We start from the raw sequence: 16,882 nt of genomic DNA, 5'->3' as shown, positions 1-16,882 counted from the left end.
GCTGGCGTGGTTCAGAACGCGGCGGCGTCCAGCTCGGCGCAGGTCATGTCGCCGGCGGCGGCCACGCCCAGCCAGGCGCCGATCTTGGGCAGCTCGTAAGCGAAGAAGTAGCGCGCGCAGGCCACGCGGCCCTGCGCGGCTGGGCTGTGCAGGGCCGCATCGGCGCGCAGCGTGGCCAGCGCCAGGTCCAGCCAGACCCAGGCCAGCACGGTGTGGCCAAAGCCCTGCATGTAGGGCACGGCGTTGGCCAGCGTGCGCCTGGCATCGCCGGTGCGCTGCGCCCATTGCCAGGCGGCCTCGGTGGTGTCCAGCACCTGCTGCCAGGCCGCGCGCAGCTGCGCGGCCAGCGGCGCCAGCGCCTCGTGGCCCTGGGCGGCGGCGGCTGTGGCTTCAATGCGTTGGCCCAGCAGCGCCAGCCCGGCGCCGCCTTCCATGCGCACCTTGCGCCCGAGCAGGTCGTTGGCCTGGATGCCGTGCGTGCCCTCGTGGATCATGTTCAGGCGGTTGTCGCGCCAGTACTGCTCGACGGGGAAGTCGCGCGTGTAGCCATAGCCGCCGTGGATCTGGATGGCCAGAGAGTTGGCCTCCAGGCACCATTCGCTGGGCCAGCTCTTGGCGATCGGGGTCAGCACCTCCAGCAACAGCCGCGCCTGCGCGGCGCTTTCGGGCGCGCCGGTGTGTTGCTCGTCCACCAGCCGCGCGGCCATCAGGTTCAGCGCCAGCGCGCCTTCGCAATAGGCCTTTTGCGCCAGCAGCATGCGGCGCACGTCGGCGTGCTCGATGATGGGCACCTGCGGGCTGGCCGCATCCTTGCCGGCTGCGCCCAGCGGCCGGCCCTGCGGGCGGGCCTTGGCGTATTCCAGGCTGGCCTCGTAGCCGGCATAGCCCAGCATGGTGGCGGCCATGCCGATGGCAATGCGCGCCTCGTTCATCATGTGGAACATGCAGCGCAGGCCATCGCCCACGGCGCCGACGCGGTAGCCAATGGCCCCGGCGCTGCCGCGCACCGGGTATTTGCCCTCGCCGAAATTGAGCAAGGTATTGGTGGTGCCGCGCCAGCCGAGCTTGTGGTTCAGCCCGGCCAGCGCCACGTCGTTGCGCTCGCCGGTGCACTGGCCGTCGCTATCCACCAGGTGCTTGGGCACGATGAACAGCGAGATGCCCTTGACGCCGGGCACCAGCTTGCCGTCCGGGCCTGGCACCTTGGCCAGCACCAGGTGCACGATGTTCTCGGCCAGCTCGTGATCGCCCGAGGAAATCCACATCTTGTTGCCGCTGAGGCGGTAGCGCGGGCCCAGCGGGTCGGCCTCGAAATCCGCGCCATCGGGCACGGCGCGCGTGGCCACGTCGCTCAGCGAGGAGCCGGCCTGCGGCTCGGACAGGCACATGGTGCCGGTGAAGCGGCCGTTGAACTCGTTGTGCGCGAACACCCGCTGCTGCATGGCGCTGCCGTGCGCCATCAGCAAATTGGCGTTGCCGCTGGTGAGCATGTTCGAGCCGATGCTGATCGAGGCCTTGGCAAAAAAAGTGTTGGCCGCCGACTCGACCACGAAGGGCAGCTGCATGCCGCCGATGTCGTAATCCTGCGCGGCGCTGAGCATGCCCGATTCGGCATAGGCCTGGCGCGCCTCGTAGGTGGCGCGCGGCAGGATGACTTTTTCGCCGTCGAAGTGCGGCTCCTCGGTATCGACCAGCCGGTTGAAAGGCGCGTATTTCTCGCGCGCAATGCGCTCGCAGGTCTGCAGCACGGCGTCATAGGTCTCGCGCGAGTGATCGGCATGGCGCGGGCGCTGGTTCAGGGATTGAACGTCGATCCAGTCGTAGAGCAGAAAGTCCAGGGTGTCGCGCAGGCTCATGATGTGCAAATTGCGTAGGGGATGCGGCAATCGCTGCGGCTTGGCCGTAGCGCTTCTTGAAGGGGCTGTCCTCAAAAATCCTCAAGCACAGAGCGTGAACAGGCCCCAAAAAATGCCGCGCATCCTACCGCGTGGGCCTGGCCGCTCCAGTCACTTATGCAACCTCGGCGCGTGGGTGAGGCTGAGCAGGCAGGCCCTGGGCCGGCGATCAACGGCGCCAGAACGAGGGCAGCAGCAGCACCATCAGGCTGAGGATCTCCAGTCGGCCCAGCAGCATGCCCAGGCTGCAGACGCAGAGCTGGAAGTCGCTCAAGCCGCCGAAGTTGGAGGCCGGGCCGACGCTGCCCAGCGCCGGGCCGGCGCAGTTGATGCTGGCCAGCACGGCCGAGAAGGCCGTCACCAGATCCATGTCGGTGATGACCAGCGCCAGGCTGAGCACCAGAATGGCCATGATGTAGAACAGGATGAAGGCCAGCACGGAGAAGATGATCTTGTTGTCCACCGGGCTTTGGCCCAGGCGTACCGGGTTGACCACGCGCGGATGCACCAGGCGGGTGAGCTCGCGCCTGGCTTGCTGCACCAGGATCAGCGCGCGGATCATCTTGATGCCGCCGCCGGTGGAACCGGCGCTGGAGGCCACCGAGGACAGCAGCAGCATGGCCAGCGGCGCAAAGGCGGGCCAGCGCAGGTAGTCCGTGGTGGCATAGCCGGTGGTGGTCGCCAGCGAGATGGTGTTGAACATGCCAAAGCGCACGGCGTCGCCGAGTTCATAGACGTTGCGCGACCACAGGAACAGGCTGATGACCAGCCCGCCGATGAGCAGCGTGGCCAACGTGGCGCGCACTTCGGCCTCGCGCCAAAAGCCAGTCAGGCTGCGGCGGCGCAGGGCCACGAAGTACAGCGCGAAGTTGCAGCTGGCCACCAGCATGATGGCAATGGCGATGCCCTCCAGCACGGGCGAGTTGAAGTGCCCGAAGCTGTTGTCGTATGAAGACAGGCCGCCCAGGCTGACGGTGGTGAAGCAGTGCAGCAGCGCATCCACTGGCGGCATGCCGCCGGCCCAGTAGGCGCAAAAGCACAGCACCGACAAGCCCAGATAGACCGACCACAGCCCCTTGGCCGTTTGCGTGATGCGCGGCGTGAGCTTGGTGTCCTTGAGCGGGCCGGCCACTTCGGACTTGAACACCTGGCTGCCGCCCACGCCCAGCATGGGCAGCACGGCCACGGCCAGAATCAGAATGCCCATGCCGCCCAGCCACTGCATGAAGCAGCGCCAGATGTTGAGCGACAGCGGCAGATACTCCAGCCCGGCCAGCACGGTGGCGCCGGTGGTGGTCAGGCCGGAGACGGCCTCGAAGTAGGCCTGGGCAAAGCTCAGCGGCTGGCCAACCTGGCGCGTGACCAGCCAGATGGGCACGCTGCCCAGCAGCGGCAGCAGGCCCCAGACGGCACCCACCAGCAGCACGCCATCGCGCGGCTGCAGTTCCTGGCGGCAGCGGCGCAGGCGGTAAAAGCCCACGGCGCCCAGCACCATGCCAGCCAGCGCGGGCAGGGCGTAGTCCAGCCACAGGGGTTCGTGCATCAGCAGCGAGGTGGCCAGCGGCACGGCCAGACAGGCCGAAAACAGCAGCAGCAGGCCACACAGCACACGCAGTACGGGCAGGTAGTCGCTCATGGCAAAAAGGCTTGCTCATCGGTGGCCGGGCGCTGCGGCGCAGGCCAGCGCATGGCGCGCATTGTGTGGGCAGTCATGCGAGAGAGGGCTCAGAAGAAGGTGGGTTTGACGCTGAAGGCTTTTTCCACTTCGCGCACCAGCCGCTTGTGCGGCAGGAAGAAAACGAAGTGGTCGCCCGATTCGATCACCGTGTCGCGGTGCGGGAAGATCACCTCGGGCAGGCGCGGGGCAAGCGCTTCGGGTTCGGGCGGCTCGGCGGCGGCGTCAGCCTGCATGGCGGCAGCCTCGTGCTCGGGCGCGCTGCGCGCGGACGTGTCGCGCTCGGCCTCTGGCTGCGGCGCGGCAGGGCTGCGCTGGGCCAGCACAGGCGGCTCCAGGCCGCGCACGATCAGGCCGATGTGCACGTCGCGCGGCAGGCGCAGCTCGCCCACGGTGCGGCCCACGACCTGGGAGGTCTTCTTGTCGCCGCGCGCGACGATCTCCAGCGCCTCTGCCACGCCGCGGCGCAGGCTGTGCACGGCCTGCACGTCGCCATGGCGCACGTAGGTCAGCAAATCACCAAGCATGGCCTGTGCCGGGGTCAGGGCGATGTCGATCTGTGTGCCGTGCATCAGGTCGGCATAGCTGCGCTGGTTGATCAGCGCCAGCACGCGCTTGGCGCCCATGCGCTTGGCCAGCAGGCTGGTCATGATGTTGCGCTCGTCGTCGTCCGACAGCGCCAGCAGCAGATCGACCTCTTCGATGTTCTCTTGGTCGAGAAAGTCCTCATCGGTGGCCTCGGCGTGGAACACCAGCACGTCTTCGGGCAGTTTGGCCGAGAGCTCCATGCTGGCCTCGCGCTGGCTTTCGACGACCTTGATGCGGTAGTAGCCCTTGCGCTGCTGCGTCAGCTGCAGGGCCAGCTTTTGCGCCACCACGCCGCCATCGACGATCATGATGCGGCGCACGGTGGCCGTGGGCGCCTCGACGGGCTTGGTCAGTAGCGTCAGCACCTCGGCTGCGCGCTCGCGCGTGGTCAGCACGAACACCTCGTCGTCGGGCTCGATGCGGGTGTTGCCCTCGCTGGGCACGAAACGGTCGGGCTGATCGGCAAAACGCCGGTAGATGGCCACCACGCGCATGGGCACCTCCGGGTGCAGTGCACGGATCTCGGCGATGGTGCGGCTGCACATGGGCGCCGCTGCGCGCGCGCGCGCAGCAGTGAGCACAGCCCGCCCGCCAGCGAACTCGCGCACCTGCATGGCCTGTGGGAACTCCACCAGCTTGCTCAGATAGCGGGTGAGCGAATCCTCCGGTCGCAGGCACTGGTCCACGGCAAAACCCTCCGGCCCCAGCATGGCCGAGCCCTCGGCCCAGGCGTTGGAGCGCACGCGGGCAATGCGCACAGGAATGCGAAACACCATGTGCGCGATCTTGCAGCAGGCCAGGTTGGTCTCGTCGGCCGAGGCGCAGGCGATGAGCAGGTCCGTGTCGTCGGCGCCGGCCTCGGCCAGCACCGAGGGGTCGATGCCGTCACCCACCACGCCGCGCAGGTCGTAGCGCGACTCCAGCTCCTGCAGCAAGGCGCGGTTGGTATCGATGACGGTGATGTCGTTGCGTTCGAGCACCAGGCTGTCGGCCACGGCCTGGCCGATTCTGCCTGCGCCGAGAATGATGATTTTCATGGCAATAATCGCGGGCGCTGGGCATTGCCTCAGGCGCCCGGCGCGTTGCTGGTGGCATTGGGCGGCATCATACTGTTTGCCAGCGCGTGCGCTGCTTTGCTGCAAGAGGGACGCCAGGCAAAAGATCGAGGAAGACGGATGACAACAAGCATGCATGAACAGGGCTTTGATGGTGCCGTTGGCGTGGCGCCAGGCATGCCGCTGACCGAGCTGGATACGCCCACGCTGGTGCTGGATCTGGACGCGATGGAGCGCAACATCCAGCGCATGGCCGAGTTTGCCGCCGCCCATGGTGTGCAATGGCGGCCCCATGCCAAGCTGCACAAAAGCGCGCGCATCGCCCAGCGCCTGGTGGCCGCTGGCGCCAGCGGCTGCTGTGTGCAAAAGGTGGCTGAGGCACAGGCCCTGGCCGCTGGCGGAGTGCGCGACATCTACATCAGCAATCAGGTGCTGGCGCCGCAAAAGCTGCAGCGTGTGGCGGCCTTGGCGCGCCATTTGCAGCAACAGGGCGGGCGGCTGGCCCTGGCTGTGGACAGTGCCCAGGGCGTGGCCGCGCTGGCCCAGGCGCTGCAGGGCGCAGGCGTGCCGCAGGCCGTGGAGGTGTTCATTGAGATTGACATCGGCCAGCACCGCGCTGGCGTGGCGCCGGGCGCGCCGGCGGTGGCGCTGGCGCAGAACATCGTCCGCCAGCGCCAGCTGCGCCTGGCCGGGCTGCACGCCTACCAAGGCGGCGCCCAGCACATCGAGGATGGCAGCCAGCGCGCCGCTGCCATGCAGGCCGCCTATGCGCTGGTGCGCCAAACCTTGGAGCAGCTGCATGCGGCTGGCTTTGCCGACTTGGCCGTGACGGGTGCGGGCACGGGCACCTTCGCGCTGGAGGCTGCCAGTGGCCTGTACACCGAGTTGCAGCCGGGCTCCTTCCTGTGCATGGATGCGCACTACGCGCGCGTGCAGCCGGTGCCGCAATCGCCGCTGCCGGGGCCCACGCATTTCGAGCATGCCTTGTTCATCAAGACCCAGGTGCTCTCCAGCTGCGCCACGCACGCCGTGGTCGATGCCGGCCACAAAAGCCATGCCATTGACTCGGGCCTGCCCATGGTCTGGAACCAGGGCCTGCCGCCGTTGTATGAGTTCCGCAATGGCGGCGATGAACACGGCATCGTGGCGCCGCGCGTGCTGCACGGCGCGCTGCACGCCCCGGTGCCGGCGTTGGGGCAAACGCTGTGGCTGGTGCCCGGCCATTGCGATCCGACCGTGAATCTGCACGATGCCTTCGTCGGCATCCGGGGCGGGCTGGAGCACGGCGTGGTGCAGGAGATCATCCCCATCGACGCGCGCGGCGCGCTGTGGTAGAGGCCGCTGCAGTTGTTGCGGCCGCCTGCGGCAGGCAGCGCCGCAACGCCCAGGCCAAGCCGGGCCAGGCCAGGCCAGGCGGCTTATTGCGCCGCAGGGCCGCTGGTTGCTCCGCCTGCGCCGCCCGGCGGGACCTGCAGGATTTGCTGCAGCACGCGGTTTTGCTCCTGCGGGCTCATGGCCTCGAACTGCTCCAGCGTGATGCCCAGCGGCTCCAGCCGCTCGGCCAGTATCTGGGCCTGCATGCTTTGCATTTGCCAGATGCCGCCGGCCATCAGCAGGCCCAGCAGCGTAAAGGCCACGGCGGCCTTGCGCTGGGAGATGCCATGCACTTCGACGCTGGCGATGGTCCACAGGTACATGGTCCAGGCGATGTTGAGCACTGCGCCCACGTAAGGAACAAAGGCCAGCAGCGCCGTCACCGGGGCCAGCGCCATGGTGGCGGCCACGCAGCGAAAGGCCACCTGGTAGCCGTGCGGCGAGCCCAGGGCTTTCCACAGCAGCATGACGATGGCCGAAGCGATGAACACGGCCCCCAGGCTCAGCCCTGGCGTGAGCACCAGAATGTCCAGCAAGGCAGGCGCCTGTCCGTGCAGCAACAGCAGGGGCAGCGAGGCCAGCAGCGCTGCGGCAATGGCCATCACCATCACGAACAGCATGGGCTCGGCCAGCGGGCCTTGGCGCGGCATGGTGCGGAAATACTCGGCCGGACGCACGATGACGTACAGGGCCAGTTGCGCCATGCGTTGCAGGCTGAAAAGTGGGGCAGGGGAGGTCTGGGACATCGGGGCGTGGGCCGGGCGCGGGAGGCTCAAGAGCAGCGGCCCGCGCCGGGTGCTGGAGTTTTGTGCGGGGCTGGAGGTTGTTGAGATTGGGTTTGCGAAGCGGTTTTTCGAGGCAAAAGCCGCAGATGCAAGGCGAAAACGTGCGCAAGGTTGAACACCTTGCAAGCATTTTCAACGCTGCAGCTGTGGATTGTTGACCGAAAACACCGCCGCAATACTCAATCTCAACAAGCCCTAGCTTGATTGGGCCAGGGGCGATGCGGCGCTGGCTGCGCGGCGCTCGAAGGCAATGTCGCCGGCCACGATGGTGCAGCGCACCTGGCCGGGCAGAGTCTCGCCAAGAAAAGGCGTGTGTTTGCCCTGGCTGTGCAGCGCCTGGGGCGTGACGCGCCAGGGCGCTTTCGGATCGTAAAGGCAGAGGTCGGCCACGCCGCCGACCACCAGCTTGCCAACGCTGGCCTGCAGTGTGCCCAGCGCATCGCCCAGCACCTGGGCGCTGGCGCTGCTCACGCGCGAGAGCGCCGTCAGCAGGGGCACGCCTTGCTGCTGGGCCCAATGCTGGGTCAGCGGCAGCAGCAGCTCCAGGCCGGTGGCGCCGGGCTCGGCTTCGGCAAAGGGCATTTCCTTGGCGTCATCGGCCACGGGCGTGTGGTCGGAGACCAGCGCGTCGATGGTGCCATCGGCCAGCGCCTGGGCCAGCGCGTCGCGGTCGCGCTGCTGGCGCAGCGGCGGCTGCAAACGCGCATTGCTGTCGAAGAAGCCGATGTCGGCATCTGTCAGCAGCAGGGAGTTGATGCTGATGTCGCAGCTCACGGGCAGGCCCTCGGCCTTGGCCTGGCGCACCAGCGCCACGCCCTGGGCGCTGCTGAGACGACACAGGTGCACGCGGCAGGGGGTGCTGCGCAGCAGCTCGAACAGAGTGTGCAGGGCAATGGTCTCGGCGGCCACGGGCACGCCCGACAGGCCCATGCGCTGCGCCAGCGGGCCGCTGGCGGCCACGCCGCCGCCCAGCGCCGCGTCCTGCGGGCGCAGCCAGACGGTGTAGCCGAAGGTGGCGGCGTACTGCAGCGCGCGCTGCAGCACCAGGTTGTTTTTCAGCGGCGCCTCGGCCTGGCCGAAGCCGACGCAGCCGGCCTGGGTCAGGTGCGACATCTCGGTCAACACCTCGCCATGCAGGCCGCGCGTGAGCGCGCCCAGCGGGAACAGCCGCGCCTGGCGCAGGTTGCCCGCGCGCAGCTTGAGCATTTCGACCAGGCCGGATTCATCGAGCACCGGGTCGGTGTCGGGCGGGCAGACCAGGCTGCTCACGCCGCCGGCCACGGCCGCGTGCATTTCCGATTCGAGCATGCCGGCGTGCTCGAAGCCCGGCTCGCGCATGCGCGCGCACAGATCGACCAGCCCGGGCAGAACCCACAGGCCGCTGGCGTCGATGCGGCGCTCGGGCTGGAACTCGGCCGGCGCCTGGCCGATGGCGACGATGCGCCCGGAGGCAATGGCGATGTCGCCGGTGGCATCCAGCCCGCTGGCCGGGTCCAGCAGGCGGCCGCCTTGGATGAGTGTTTTCATGCGTGCAATGACAAGGGTCTGAAGGGGGGATCAGGCTTCGTTGCCGGCGACGATGGACATGACGGCCATGCGCACGGCGATGCCGAAGCTCACCTGCGGCAGGATCACGCTGTGCGCGCCATCGGCAACGTCGGAGTCGATCTCCACGCCGCGGTTGATCGGGCCGGGGTGCATGACGATGGCGTCGGGCTTGGCCAGGCGCAGCTTGGCCGGCGTCAGGCCGAAGTTCTTGAAATACTCTTGGCTGCTGGGCAGCAGCGCGCCGCTCATGCGCTCGTTTTGCAGGCGCAGCATGATGACCACGTCGGCATCGCGGATGCCGTCTTCGAGGCGGTGAAAGACGCGCGCGCCCATGGCCGAGAAGTGCTCGGGCACCAGCGTGCGCGGGCCGACCACGCGCACGTCCGGGCAGCCCAGCGTGGTCAGCGCGTGGATGTCCGAGCGCGCCACGCGCGAGTGCAGCACGTCGCCCACGATGGCCACCGACAGCTGGCTGAAGTCCTTCTTGTAGTGGCGGATGGTGTACATGTCCAGCAGGCCCTGCGTGGGGTGGGCATGGCGGCCATCGCCGGCGTTGACCACGTGCACGTGCGGCGCCACGTGCTGGGCGATGAGGTAGGGCGCGCCCGATTCGCTGTGGCGCACCACGAAGATGTCCGCGGCCATGGCCGAGAGGTTGGCGATGGTGTCCAGCAAGGTCTCGCCCTTGGCGGTGGAGGAGCGGCCAATGTCCAGCGTGAACACGTCGGCCGAGAGCCGCTTGGCGGCAATGTCGAAGGTGGTGCGCGTGCGCGTGCTGTTCTCGAAGAACAGGTTGAAGACGCTCTTGCCGCGCAGCAGCGGCACCTTCTTGACCTCGCGGTCGCTGACGGAGACGAAGTTGCTGGCCGTGTCGAGGATGTGCGTGAGGATCTCGCGCGGCAGGCCCTCGGTGGAGAGCAGGTGGATGAGCTCGCCGTGCTGGTTCAGTTGCGGGTTGCGGGACGCACGCATGGCCTCAGACCTCCTCAATCGCAAAGTGCAGGCGCCGCTGGCCCTGCGCGTCCTGGCGCGCCAGCGCCAGCTTCTGGCTGGCCGGCAGCGACAGACGCGCGGCGGCGTAGGTGGCCTCGATGGGCAGCTGGCGCCCGCCGCGATCGACCAGCACCGCCAGGCGCACGCGCGCCGGGCGGCCATAGTCGAACAGCTCATTGAGCACGGCGCGGATGGTGCGGCCGGTGTAGAGCACGTCGTCGAGCACCAGGATGTCGGCGCCGTTGACGTCGAAATCCAGCGCAGTCTGGGCGCTGGAGGCGGCGCTGGCCATGCCGCGCTGGGCAAAGTCGTCGCGGTGCAGCGCCGAGGACAGGCTGTTCAGGCCCTGGCGCAGCTGCAAGTCGTCGATCAGGCGCTCGAGCAGCCAGACGCCGCCGGAGGTGATGCCCGCCAGCCGCGTCTGCGGCTCCAGCAGCGCCCGCACCCCCTGGCGCAGGTCGGCATACAGGCTTTCGGCATCCAGGGCCAGCAGCCCTGGCGATGCGGTGTGGTTCATTCCAGGTTCCTCAGAAATTGGGTCAGGATGATAGCGGCAGATACGGCGTCGACATGGGCCTGATCGGCGCCTTGCGACAGCGCCTCGGTGGTGCTGTAGCGCTCATCGACGCCGAACACCGGCAGGCCAAAGCGCCCGTGCAGCCCGCGCATGAAGCGGCGCGCCAGCTCGGTGTTGGCATGGGGCGCGCCATCGGGATGAAAAGGCAGGCCAACGACCAGCGCATCGGGCTGCCACTGGGCCAGCAGCGGCTCGACCAGCGCAAAGACGGCCTTGCCCTGCGCCTGCAGCGCCGTCAGCGGCCGGGCCGTGCCCAGCAGGCGCGTGCCCACGGCCACGCCGGTGCGCCGGGTGCCGTAGTCAAAGGCCAGAAAGGTTTGCAGTGCGGCCTGGCCGGCCGGGGCGGGGTAATTGGGGGGCAGCGATTCCATGGGCCGGTCAGCGCGATGTGCAAGGCCTAGCATGTCGCCGGGGGCGTTGCGCAGAGCGCGTTAGAGCTTTGAGCAAGCCATCAAAACCTTCAGGCATGGCCCACCATGGGCACGATGCGCTGCGGGTCGATGCCCAGCAGCTCGAAGGCCCTGGCATAGCGCTGCTGCGGCGCGAGCTCGAACAGCAGTTGCCGATCGGCCTTGACGGTCAGCCAGGCGTTGGCGGCCAGCTCGCTTTCGAGCTGGCCCTCGTCCCACGAGGCGCAGCCCAGTGCCAGCAGCGCCTTGCGCGGGCCGCCGCCTTGGCTGAGCGCATCCATCACATCGCGCGAGGAGGTCATGGCCAGGCCATCGCCCACCGGCAGGGTGGAGGCATAGGGCCAGGCATCCTGCCCCTGGGCGCCGGGGGCGGCGTCGTGCAGCACGAAGCCGCGATCCTGGTGCAGTGGGCCGCCGAGCAGCACCGGCATGTCGGCCAGGTCATCGCGCGCCAGCGCCAGCTCCAGGCGCGAGAACAGGTGGCGCACGCTGATGTCCGTGGTTTTGTTGACGATCAGCCCCAGCGCGCCCTTGTCGTTGTGCTCACAGACATACACCACGCTGCCGCCGAACAGCTCATCCTCAAGGCCAGGCATGGCGATGAGGAAGTGGCCGGTCAAATCCATGGCAGGAGGGGAAGACATGGACTTGATTTTATGGTCTGTTCAGCCGTCTTCCGGAGTGCGCGCACCCCGGAAATGCCCCAAAACGCCCCAAAAACACAACCGAAAAGATGGGGCGCAGCCGGGGCAGGATGCCCGCACGGCCGGCGCTTTACACGCCTTGCTTGAGCGAGGCTTCGATGAAGGCGTCCAGGTCGCCGTCGAGCACTTTTTGCGTGTTGGAGATTTCCACGCCGGTGCGCAGGTCCTTGATGCGGCTGTTGTCCAGCACGTAGCTGCGGATCTGGTGGCCCCAGCCCACGTCGGTCTTGCTGTCTTCGAGCTTTTGCTGGTCTTCCAGGCGCTTGCGCATCTCGAAGTCGTAGAGCTTGGAGCGCAGGCGCTGCCAGGCCATGTCGCGGTTGCTGTGCTGGCTGCGGCTGTCCTGCGATTGCACGACGATGCCGGTGGGGATGTGCGTCAGGCGCACGGCCGAGTCGGTCTTGTTGATGTGCTGGCCACCGGCGCCGCTGGCGCGGTAGGTGTCCACGCGCACGTCGGCCGGGTTGATCTCGATCTCGATGGAGTCGTCGATTTCCGGGTAGACGAAGATCGAGGCAAAGCTGGTGTGGCGCCCGCCCGAGGAGTCGAATGGCGACTTGCGCACCAGCCGGTGCACGCCGCTTTCGGTGCGCAGCAGGCCGTAGGCGTACTCGCCCTCGACCTTGATGGTCGCGCCTTTGATGCCGGCCACGTCGCCTGGGGTTTCGTCCTCCATGCTGGTCTTGAAGCCCTTGCGCTCGGCGTACTTGAGGTACTGGCGCAGCAACATGCTGGCCCAGTCGCAGGCCTCGGTGCCGCCGGCGCCGGCCTGGATGTCGATGAAGCAGTTCAGCGGGTCGGCCTCCTGGCTGAACATGCGGCGGAACTCCAGCTCTTCAACGTCCGGGCGCAGCTCTTCGACCAGCGCCTCTATGGCCTCCAGGCTGGCGTCATCGCCTTCCTCGCGGGCCATGTCGAACAGCTCGCTGTTGTCGCTCAGCTCCTGCGTCAGGCGCTCGAGCGTGAGCACCACGCCGTCGAGCAGCTTTTTCTCCTTGCCCAGCTCCTGGGCCTTTTTCGGGTCGTTCCAGACGGCCGGGTCTTCCAGGCCGGCGTTGACCGTCCTCAGACGTTCAAACTTGGCATCGAAGTCAAAGATACCTCCGTAAGTCCTGGGTGCGCGCGCTCAGGTCTTCCAGGCTGGCCTTGATTTGGTTGATGCGTTCTGCTTCCATGGTGCTTGCTCTCTCTCATTCAAAAAGACGGCGCGGGCAGGCGGGCTGGCCAAGCCTGCCACGCAAAAAGGGGGGGGGGGGATTTTCGCACGGGTGCGGCCATGGGCCTTGTCGTGCATAACACGCTCTAGTCAAAGCGCAGCGTCTGCACGCCGTCGGCGCTGCCCAGCAGGCAAATGCTGGCCTTGTGGCGCGCGAAGATGCCGACGGTGACCACGCCCGGCCAGGCCGAGATTTCCTGCTCCAGCGCCAGTGGCTGGTGGATTTGCAGGCCGCGCACGTCCAGGATGTGCATGCCGTTGTCGGTCACCAGCGGCTGGCCGTCCGCGCGCAGGCGCAGGCTGGCCTGGCCGCCCAGTGGGGTAAAGCGGCGCGCCAGCTGGGCGCTGGCCATGGGCACGACTTCGACCGGCAGCGGAAAGCGCCCCAGCACCGGCACTTGCTTGCTGGCATCGGCAATGCAGATGAAGCGCTCGGCCAGATCGGCGACGATTTTCTCGCGCGTGAGCGCCGCGCCGCCGCCCTTGATCATGCAGCCTTGCGGGTCGATCTCGTCGGCGCCGTCGATGTAGCACTGCAGGCGCTCGACGGCGCTGGCTTCGAGCACGGGGATGCCCGCCTGGCGCAGCAGTGCAGTGCTGGCCTCGGAGCTGGAGACTGCGCCCCGCAAGGGGATGGCTGCCTGCGCCAGCGCAGCAATGAAGTGGTTGACGGTCGAGCCGGTGCCGACGCCGAGGATGCCGTGCGCGGGCACGTAATCCAGCGCGGCCTGGGCCACGCGGGCCTTGAGGGTGTCTTGATCCATGGGGTGTGCGGGTTTGCTGCAAAAAGCGCCAGCCTGCCCGGCCGTGCGCGGGGGCGCATTATTACTTTTCGCAGGCCGCCTTGCGGCCTTTTCCTGGGGATGTCCTGTACGAGCCCAGCGGCAAAGTGGGCCCTGCCTTCATTTACACTCGCCGGCATGGATTTGTACCCGCTGATTCGGCCTTTTCTGTTTGCGCTGGATGCAGAAAAGGCCCATGACTTTGCCCTGGACTGGATCAAGAAAACCCAGTCGCGCCCGCTGCTGCGGCGCTTATATGCCCAGAAGACCGTGCTTGACCCGGTCACTGTTGCCGGCCTGGAGTTCCCCAATCGAGTGGGGCTGGCAGCCGGGCTGGACAAGAATGCCCGCTGCATCGATGGCCTGGCGGCCATGGGCTTTGGCTTTGTCGAGGTCGGCACCGTCACGCCGCTGGGGCAAAAGGGCAATTCCAAGCCGCGCATGTTCCGCGTGCGCGAAGCCGGCGCCATCATCAATCGCATGGGCTTCAACAACCAGGGGCTGGAGGCGTTCCTGCGCAACGTGCAGCGCTCGGTGGTGCGTCGCCAGGTGCAACCTGAAGGCCAGCCGGCGCTGCGTCTGGGGCTGAACATCGGCAAGAACGCGGCCACGCCGATTGAGCGTGCGGCCGATGATTACCTGGCCTGTCTGGAGGCGGTTTACCCCCATGCGGACTACGTCACCATCAACATCAGCTCGCCCAATACCAAGAATCTGCGCGATCTGCAGTCCAACGCCTCGCTCGATGCGCTGCTGCACGCGCTGACCGAGCGGCGCGAGCAGCTCAAGCAGTCGCAGCCGCACAAGCCAATGTTCCTGAAGATCGCGCCGGATTTGAGCGAGGAGCAGGTGGCCCTGATCGCCGCCATTGTGCAGCGCCACCAGGTCGATGGGTTGATCGCCACCAACACCACCGTCAACCACGATGAGGTGCAAGCCTTCACCCACGGCAGCGAGGTCGGCGGCGTCAGCGGCGCGCCGGTGCGCCAGGCCAGCACGGCGGTGATTGGCCAGCTGCGCCAGGCGCTGGGCCCGCAGGTGCCCATCATTGGCGTAGGCGGCATCATGGACGCCGAGGACGCCCTGGAAAAAGTCAAGGCCGGAGCCGACTTGGTGCAGATCTACAGCGGCCTGATCTACCAGGGCCCGGCGCTGGTGCCGCAGGTGGCACAGGCCATCAAGGATTACCACGCCCGCCAGCCCTAGCCAGCGTCCTGACGGGGTTGCCTGCGCAAAGCCCAAGGCCGCATGTCTGCGGCCCGCAGGCGCAGCGGCGGCTTGTTCTCCGCGCCGCTTGCCGCATCACAAATGCTTGACCAGCACGCGGCTTTTGCGACTCCAGTTGTACTTTTCCTTGCGCGCCTGCGGCAGCCAGTCCGGATCCACGGTTTCGAAGCCGCGCTTGATGAACCAGTGCATGGTGCGCGTGGTCAGCACAAAGATGCTTTTGAGGCCTTGCGCACGGGCGCGCTGCTCGATGCGCTTGAGCAGCTTCTCGCCATCGCCCTGGCCCTGGGCGTGCGGTGAGACGGTGACCGAGGCCATTTCGCCGGTGCGCTCCTCGGGGTAAGGGTAGAGCGCCGCGCAGCCGAAGATCACGCCGTCGTGCTCGACGATGGTGTAGTTGTTGATGTCGCGCTCGATGTCGGTGCGGCTGCGCTTGACCAGCGTGCCGTCGTTCTCGAATGGTTCGATCAGCTGCAGGATGCCGGCCACGTCGTCGGCTGTGGCCTGGCGCACTTCCTCCAGGCGCTCGTCCACCACCATGGTGCCAATGCCGTCGTGCACGTAGATTTCCAACAGCATCGAGCCATCGACCGCATAAGGGATGATGTGGCTGCGTTCCACGCCGCCTTCGCAGGCCTTGATGCAGTAGCTGAGGTAAAAGCCCGTATCCGTGGGCTGCTCGGCCTGTGGCGAGCGCTGCAGCAGCGCGCGCGCATCGGCCAGCGTCATTTCGGTGACGATGGGGTTGGCCTCGGCAGGCGGCTGGTCGGGCTGCTGGCGGATGCCTGGCAGCTCGCAGACGTACAGCAGCTTGTCGGCCTTGAGCGCAATGGCGATGGAGCTGGCCACCTCCTCCATGCCCAGGTTGAAGGCCTCGCCCGTGGGCGAGGAGCCAAACGGCGAGAGCAGCACGATGGAGTCCATCTCCAGCGCGTGGCGGATGCCGTCGGCGTCGACCTTGCGCACCTTGCCCGTGTGCTGAAAATCCACCCCGTCCAGAATGCCCATGGGCCGCGCAGTGATGAAGTTGCCCGAGATCACGCGCACCTTGGAGCCGGCCATCGGCGTATTGGGCAGGCCTTGGCTGAAGCAGGCCTCGATCTCAAAGCGCAGCTGCCCGGCGGCCTCCTGCGCGCAGTCCAGCGTCACCGGATCGGTGATGCGATGGCCCTTGTAGTACTGCGGCTGGTGGCCCTTGGCCAGCAGCTGCTCGTTGACCTGCGGGCGAAAGCCATGCACCAGCACGATCTTCACCCCCATGCTGTGCACCAGCGCCAGATCCTGCACCAGGTTCTGCAGCTTGCCCGCGGCGATGGCCTCGCCGCAGATGCCGACGACGAAGGTCTGGTGCCGGAACTTGTGGATGTAGGGCGCGACCGAGCGGAACCAGGGAACAAAGGTGAAGTTGAAGACGTTGGACATGGGGCTACGAACAGCAGGTGATGGCGGCGCCAGGGGTTGTCATGCGCTTTGCGTGGCAGGCGCAAAGCGCATGAGATGCTCTAGAGCGTGTTATGCACTTTGCACCCCTCGCGCTGGCCCAAAAACCGTGTAATCGCAAGGCGGCGCGCGCCGCCAAGGCTGACTGCCTTGGCAAGCGTGCCAACGCGGCGAGTGCGTGGTTTTTGGGCCAGCCCGAAGGGAGAGCGCCCCGGCATGCGCATTGCGGCGTTGCCGTTTCCTTGCAGCCCGTCAGGCTGCGGCGCAAACGGCGCCTTGCACTGCACGCGCCGGGGCGCTCTCGCGGGGGGCGAAAAGCGCATAACACGCTCTAACAAATCAGTGGGCCGCCATTGTGGTGCAGTTTCCGCACCCTCGCGCTGTGGATGCTCTCCATGGTGCAGCAATGTGAGCCGTCTTCCCAAGGCCTGGATTGGGCCTGCAAGGGCAGGGGCTCTTCTTAGAGCCTGTTCAAAATCTTTGCACGGCGGTCAAGAGAGCGGATTTTGGCGCTCTGCTGCGTTGCAAAGCCTCGCCATAGCCCCAGCAGCTATGGCTGCGTTTTGCGCCTTGCAGCCCACCCCAAACCGCTTCTTGCCCACTCGCGCCGAGA

14 protein-coding genes are annotated in these 16,882 nt (G+C 67.2%); 2 read left to right on the top strand and 12 right to left on the bottom strand.

The features are described from left to right. Nucleotides 1-11 precede the first annotated feature (11 nt). The 3 genes from CLI93_RS10705 to trkA all read right to left on the bottom strand — a co-directional run bounded on the left by CLI93_RS10705 (nt 12) and on the right by trkA (nt 5,195). A complete protein-coding gene (locus CLI93_RS10705) occupies nt 12-1,856 on the bottom strand; it encodes an acyl-CoA dehydrogenase (protein ID WP_095543055.1) in 1,845 nt (614 codons plus the stop codon). Between the two features lie 208 nt (nt 1,857-2,064). Further along, nucleotides 2,065-3,531, bottom strand: coding sequence for a TrkH family potassium uptake protein (locus CLI93_RS10700; protein WP_095543054.1), 1,467 nt, complete (start codon nt 3,529-3,531; stop codon nt 2,065-2,067). Between the two features lie 89 nt (nt 3,532-3,620). Further along, nucleotides 3,621-5,195 carry a Trk system potassium transporter TrkA gene (gene trkA / locus CLI93_RS10695; protein ID WP_095543068.1) on the bottom strand — a complete coding sequence of 525 codons (1,575 nt, stop codon included), beginning with the start codon at nt 5,193-5,195 and terminating at the stop codon, nt 3,621-3,623. A gap of 138 nt (nt 5,196-5,333) precedes the next feature. Here trkA and CLI93_RS10690 point away from each other — a divergent pair, with 138 nt between their 5' ends. Then, nucleotides 5,334-6,548, top strand: coding sequence for a DSD1 family PLP-dependent enzyme (locus CLI93_RS10690; protein ID WP_420823121.1), 1,215 nt, complete (start codon nt 5,334-5,336; stop codon nt 6,546-6,548). A gap of 83 nt (nt 6,549-6,631) precedes the next feature. Here the strand turns inward: CLI93_RS10690 and CLI93_RS10685 are convergent, their stop codons facing one another. The 8 genes from CLI93_RS10685 to rpiA form a co-directional block, all read right to left on the bottom strand. Continuing rightward, nucleotides 6,632-7,333 (bottom strand): YIP1 family protein, encoded by a 702-nt coding sequence (locus CLI93_RS10685; protein WP_095543053.1) that lies wholly within the window; start codon nt 7,331-7,333, stop codon nt 6,632-6,634. Nucleotides 7,334-7,567: 234 nt separating this feature from the next. After that, nucleotides 7,568-8,899, bottom strand: a complete 1,332-nt coding sequence (locus tag CLI93_RS10680; RefSeq protein WP_095543052.1) for a dihydroorotase — start codon at nt 8,897-8,899, stop codon at nt 7,568-7,570. Between the two features lie 30 nt (nt 8,900-8,929). After that, nucleotides 8,930-9,892, bottom strand: a complete 963-nt coding sequence (locus tag CLI93_RS10675) for an aspartate carbamoyltransferase catalytic subunit (RefSeq protein ID WP_095540462.1) — start codon at nt 9,890-9,892, stop codon at nt 8,930-8,932. A gap of 4 nt (nt 9,893-9,896) precedes the next feature. Further along, nucleotides 9,897-10,430, bottom strand: a complete 534-nt coding sequence (gene pyrR / locus CLI93_RS10670; RefSeq protein ID WP_095540463.1) for a bifunctional pyr operon transcriptional regulator/uracil phosphoribosyltransferase PyrR — start codon at nt 10,428-10,430, stop codon at nt 9,897-9,899. After that, complete coding sequence (ruvX, locus tag CLI93_RS10665) at nt 10,427-10,861, bottom strand: Holliday junction resolvase RuvX (RefSeq protein ID WP_095540464.1); 435 nt, start codon at nt 10,859-10,861, stop codon at nt 10,427-10,429. Before ruvX ends, pyrR begins: the two co-directional genes overlap by 4 nt. 89 nt (nt 10,862-10,950) lie before the next feature. After that, on the bottom strand, nt 10,951-11,544 hold the full coding sequence (locus tag CLI93_RS10660) for a YqgE/AlgH family protein (RefSeq protein WP_095543051.1): 594 nt from the start codon (nt 11,542-11,544) through the stop codon (nt 10,951-10,953). Between the two features lie 130 nt (nt 11,545-11,674). Then, a protein-coding gene (prfB, locus tag CLI93_RS10655) for a peptide chain release factor 2 (RefSeq protein WP_124856204.1) occupies nt 11,675-12,779 on the bottom strand; the annotation gives its coding sequence in 2 pieces (ribosomal slippage) (nt 11,675-12,697 and nt 12,699-12,779; 1,104 coding nt in all). Nucleotides 12,780-12,906: 127 nt separating this feature from the next. Continuing rightward, on the bottom strand, nt 12,907-13,584 hold the full coding sequence (gene rpiA, locus CLI93_RS10650; protein ID WP_095543050.1) for a ribose-5-phosphate isomerase RpiA: 678 nt from the start codon (nt 13,582-13,584) through the stop codon (nt 12,907-12,909). Nucleotides 13,585-13,740: 156 nt separating this feature from the next. On the opposite strand from rpiA, the gene CLI93_RS10645 reads away from it, so the two are divergent. Then, the gene (locus tag CLI93_RS10645; RefSeq protein WP_095543049.1) at nt 13,741-14,808 is read left to right on the top strand and encodes a quinone-dependent dihydroorotate dehydrogenase; all 1,068 of its coding nucleotides are present in this window, start codon (nt 13,741-13,743) and stop codon (nt 14,806-14,808) included. A gap of 96 nt (nt 14,809-14,904) precedes the next feature. Here the strand turns inward: CLI93_RS10645 and argA are convergent, their stop codons facing one another. After that, nucleotides 14,905-16,251 carry an amino-acid N-acetyltransferase gene (gene argA / locus CLI93_RS10640; RefSeq protein WP_095543048.1) on the bottom strand — a complete coding sequence of 449 codons (1,347 nt, stop codon included), beginning with the start codon at nt 16,249-16,251 and terminating at the stop codon, nt 14,905-14,907. Nucleotides 16,252-16,882: the final 631 nt, after the last annotated feature.

Source organism: Vandammella animalimorsus (assembly GCF_002288875.1).
Classification (GTDB): domain Bacteria; phylum Pseudomonadota; class Gammaproteobacteria; order Burkholderiales; family Burkholderiaceae_C; genus Lampropedia; species Lampropedia animalimorsus.
This window is presented reverse-complemented; position numbering and strand designations above follow the sequence as displayed.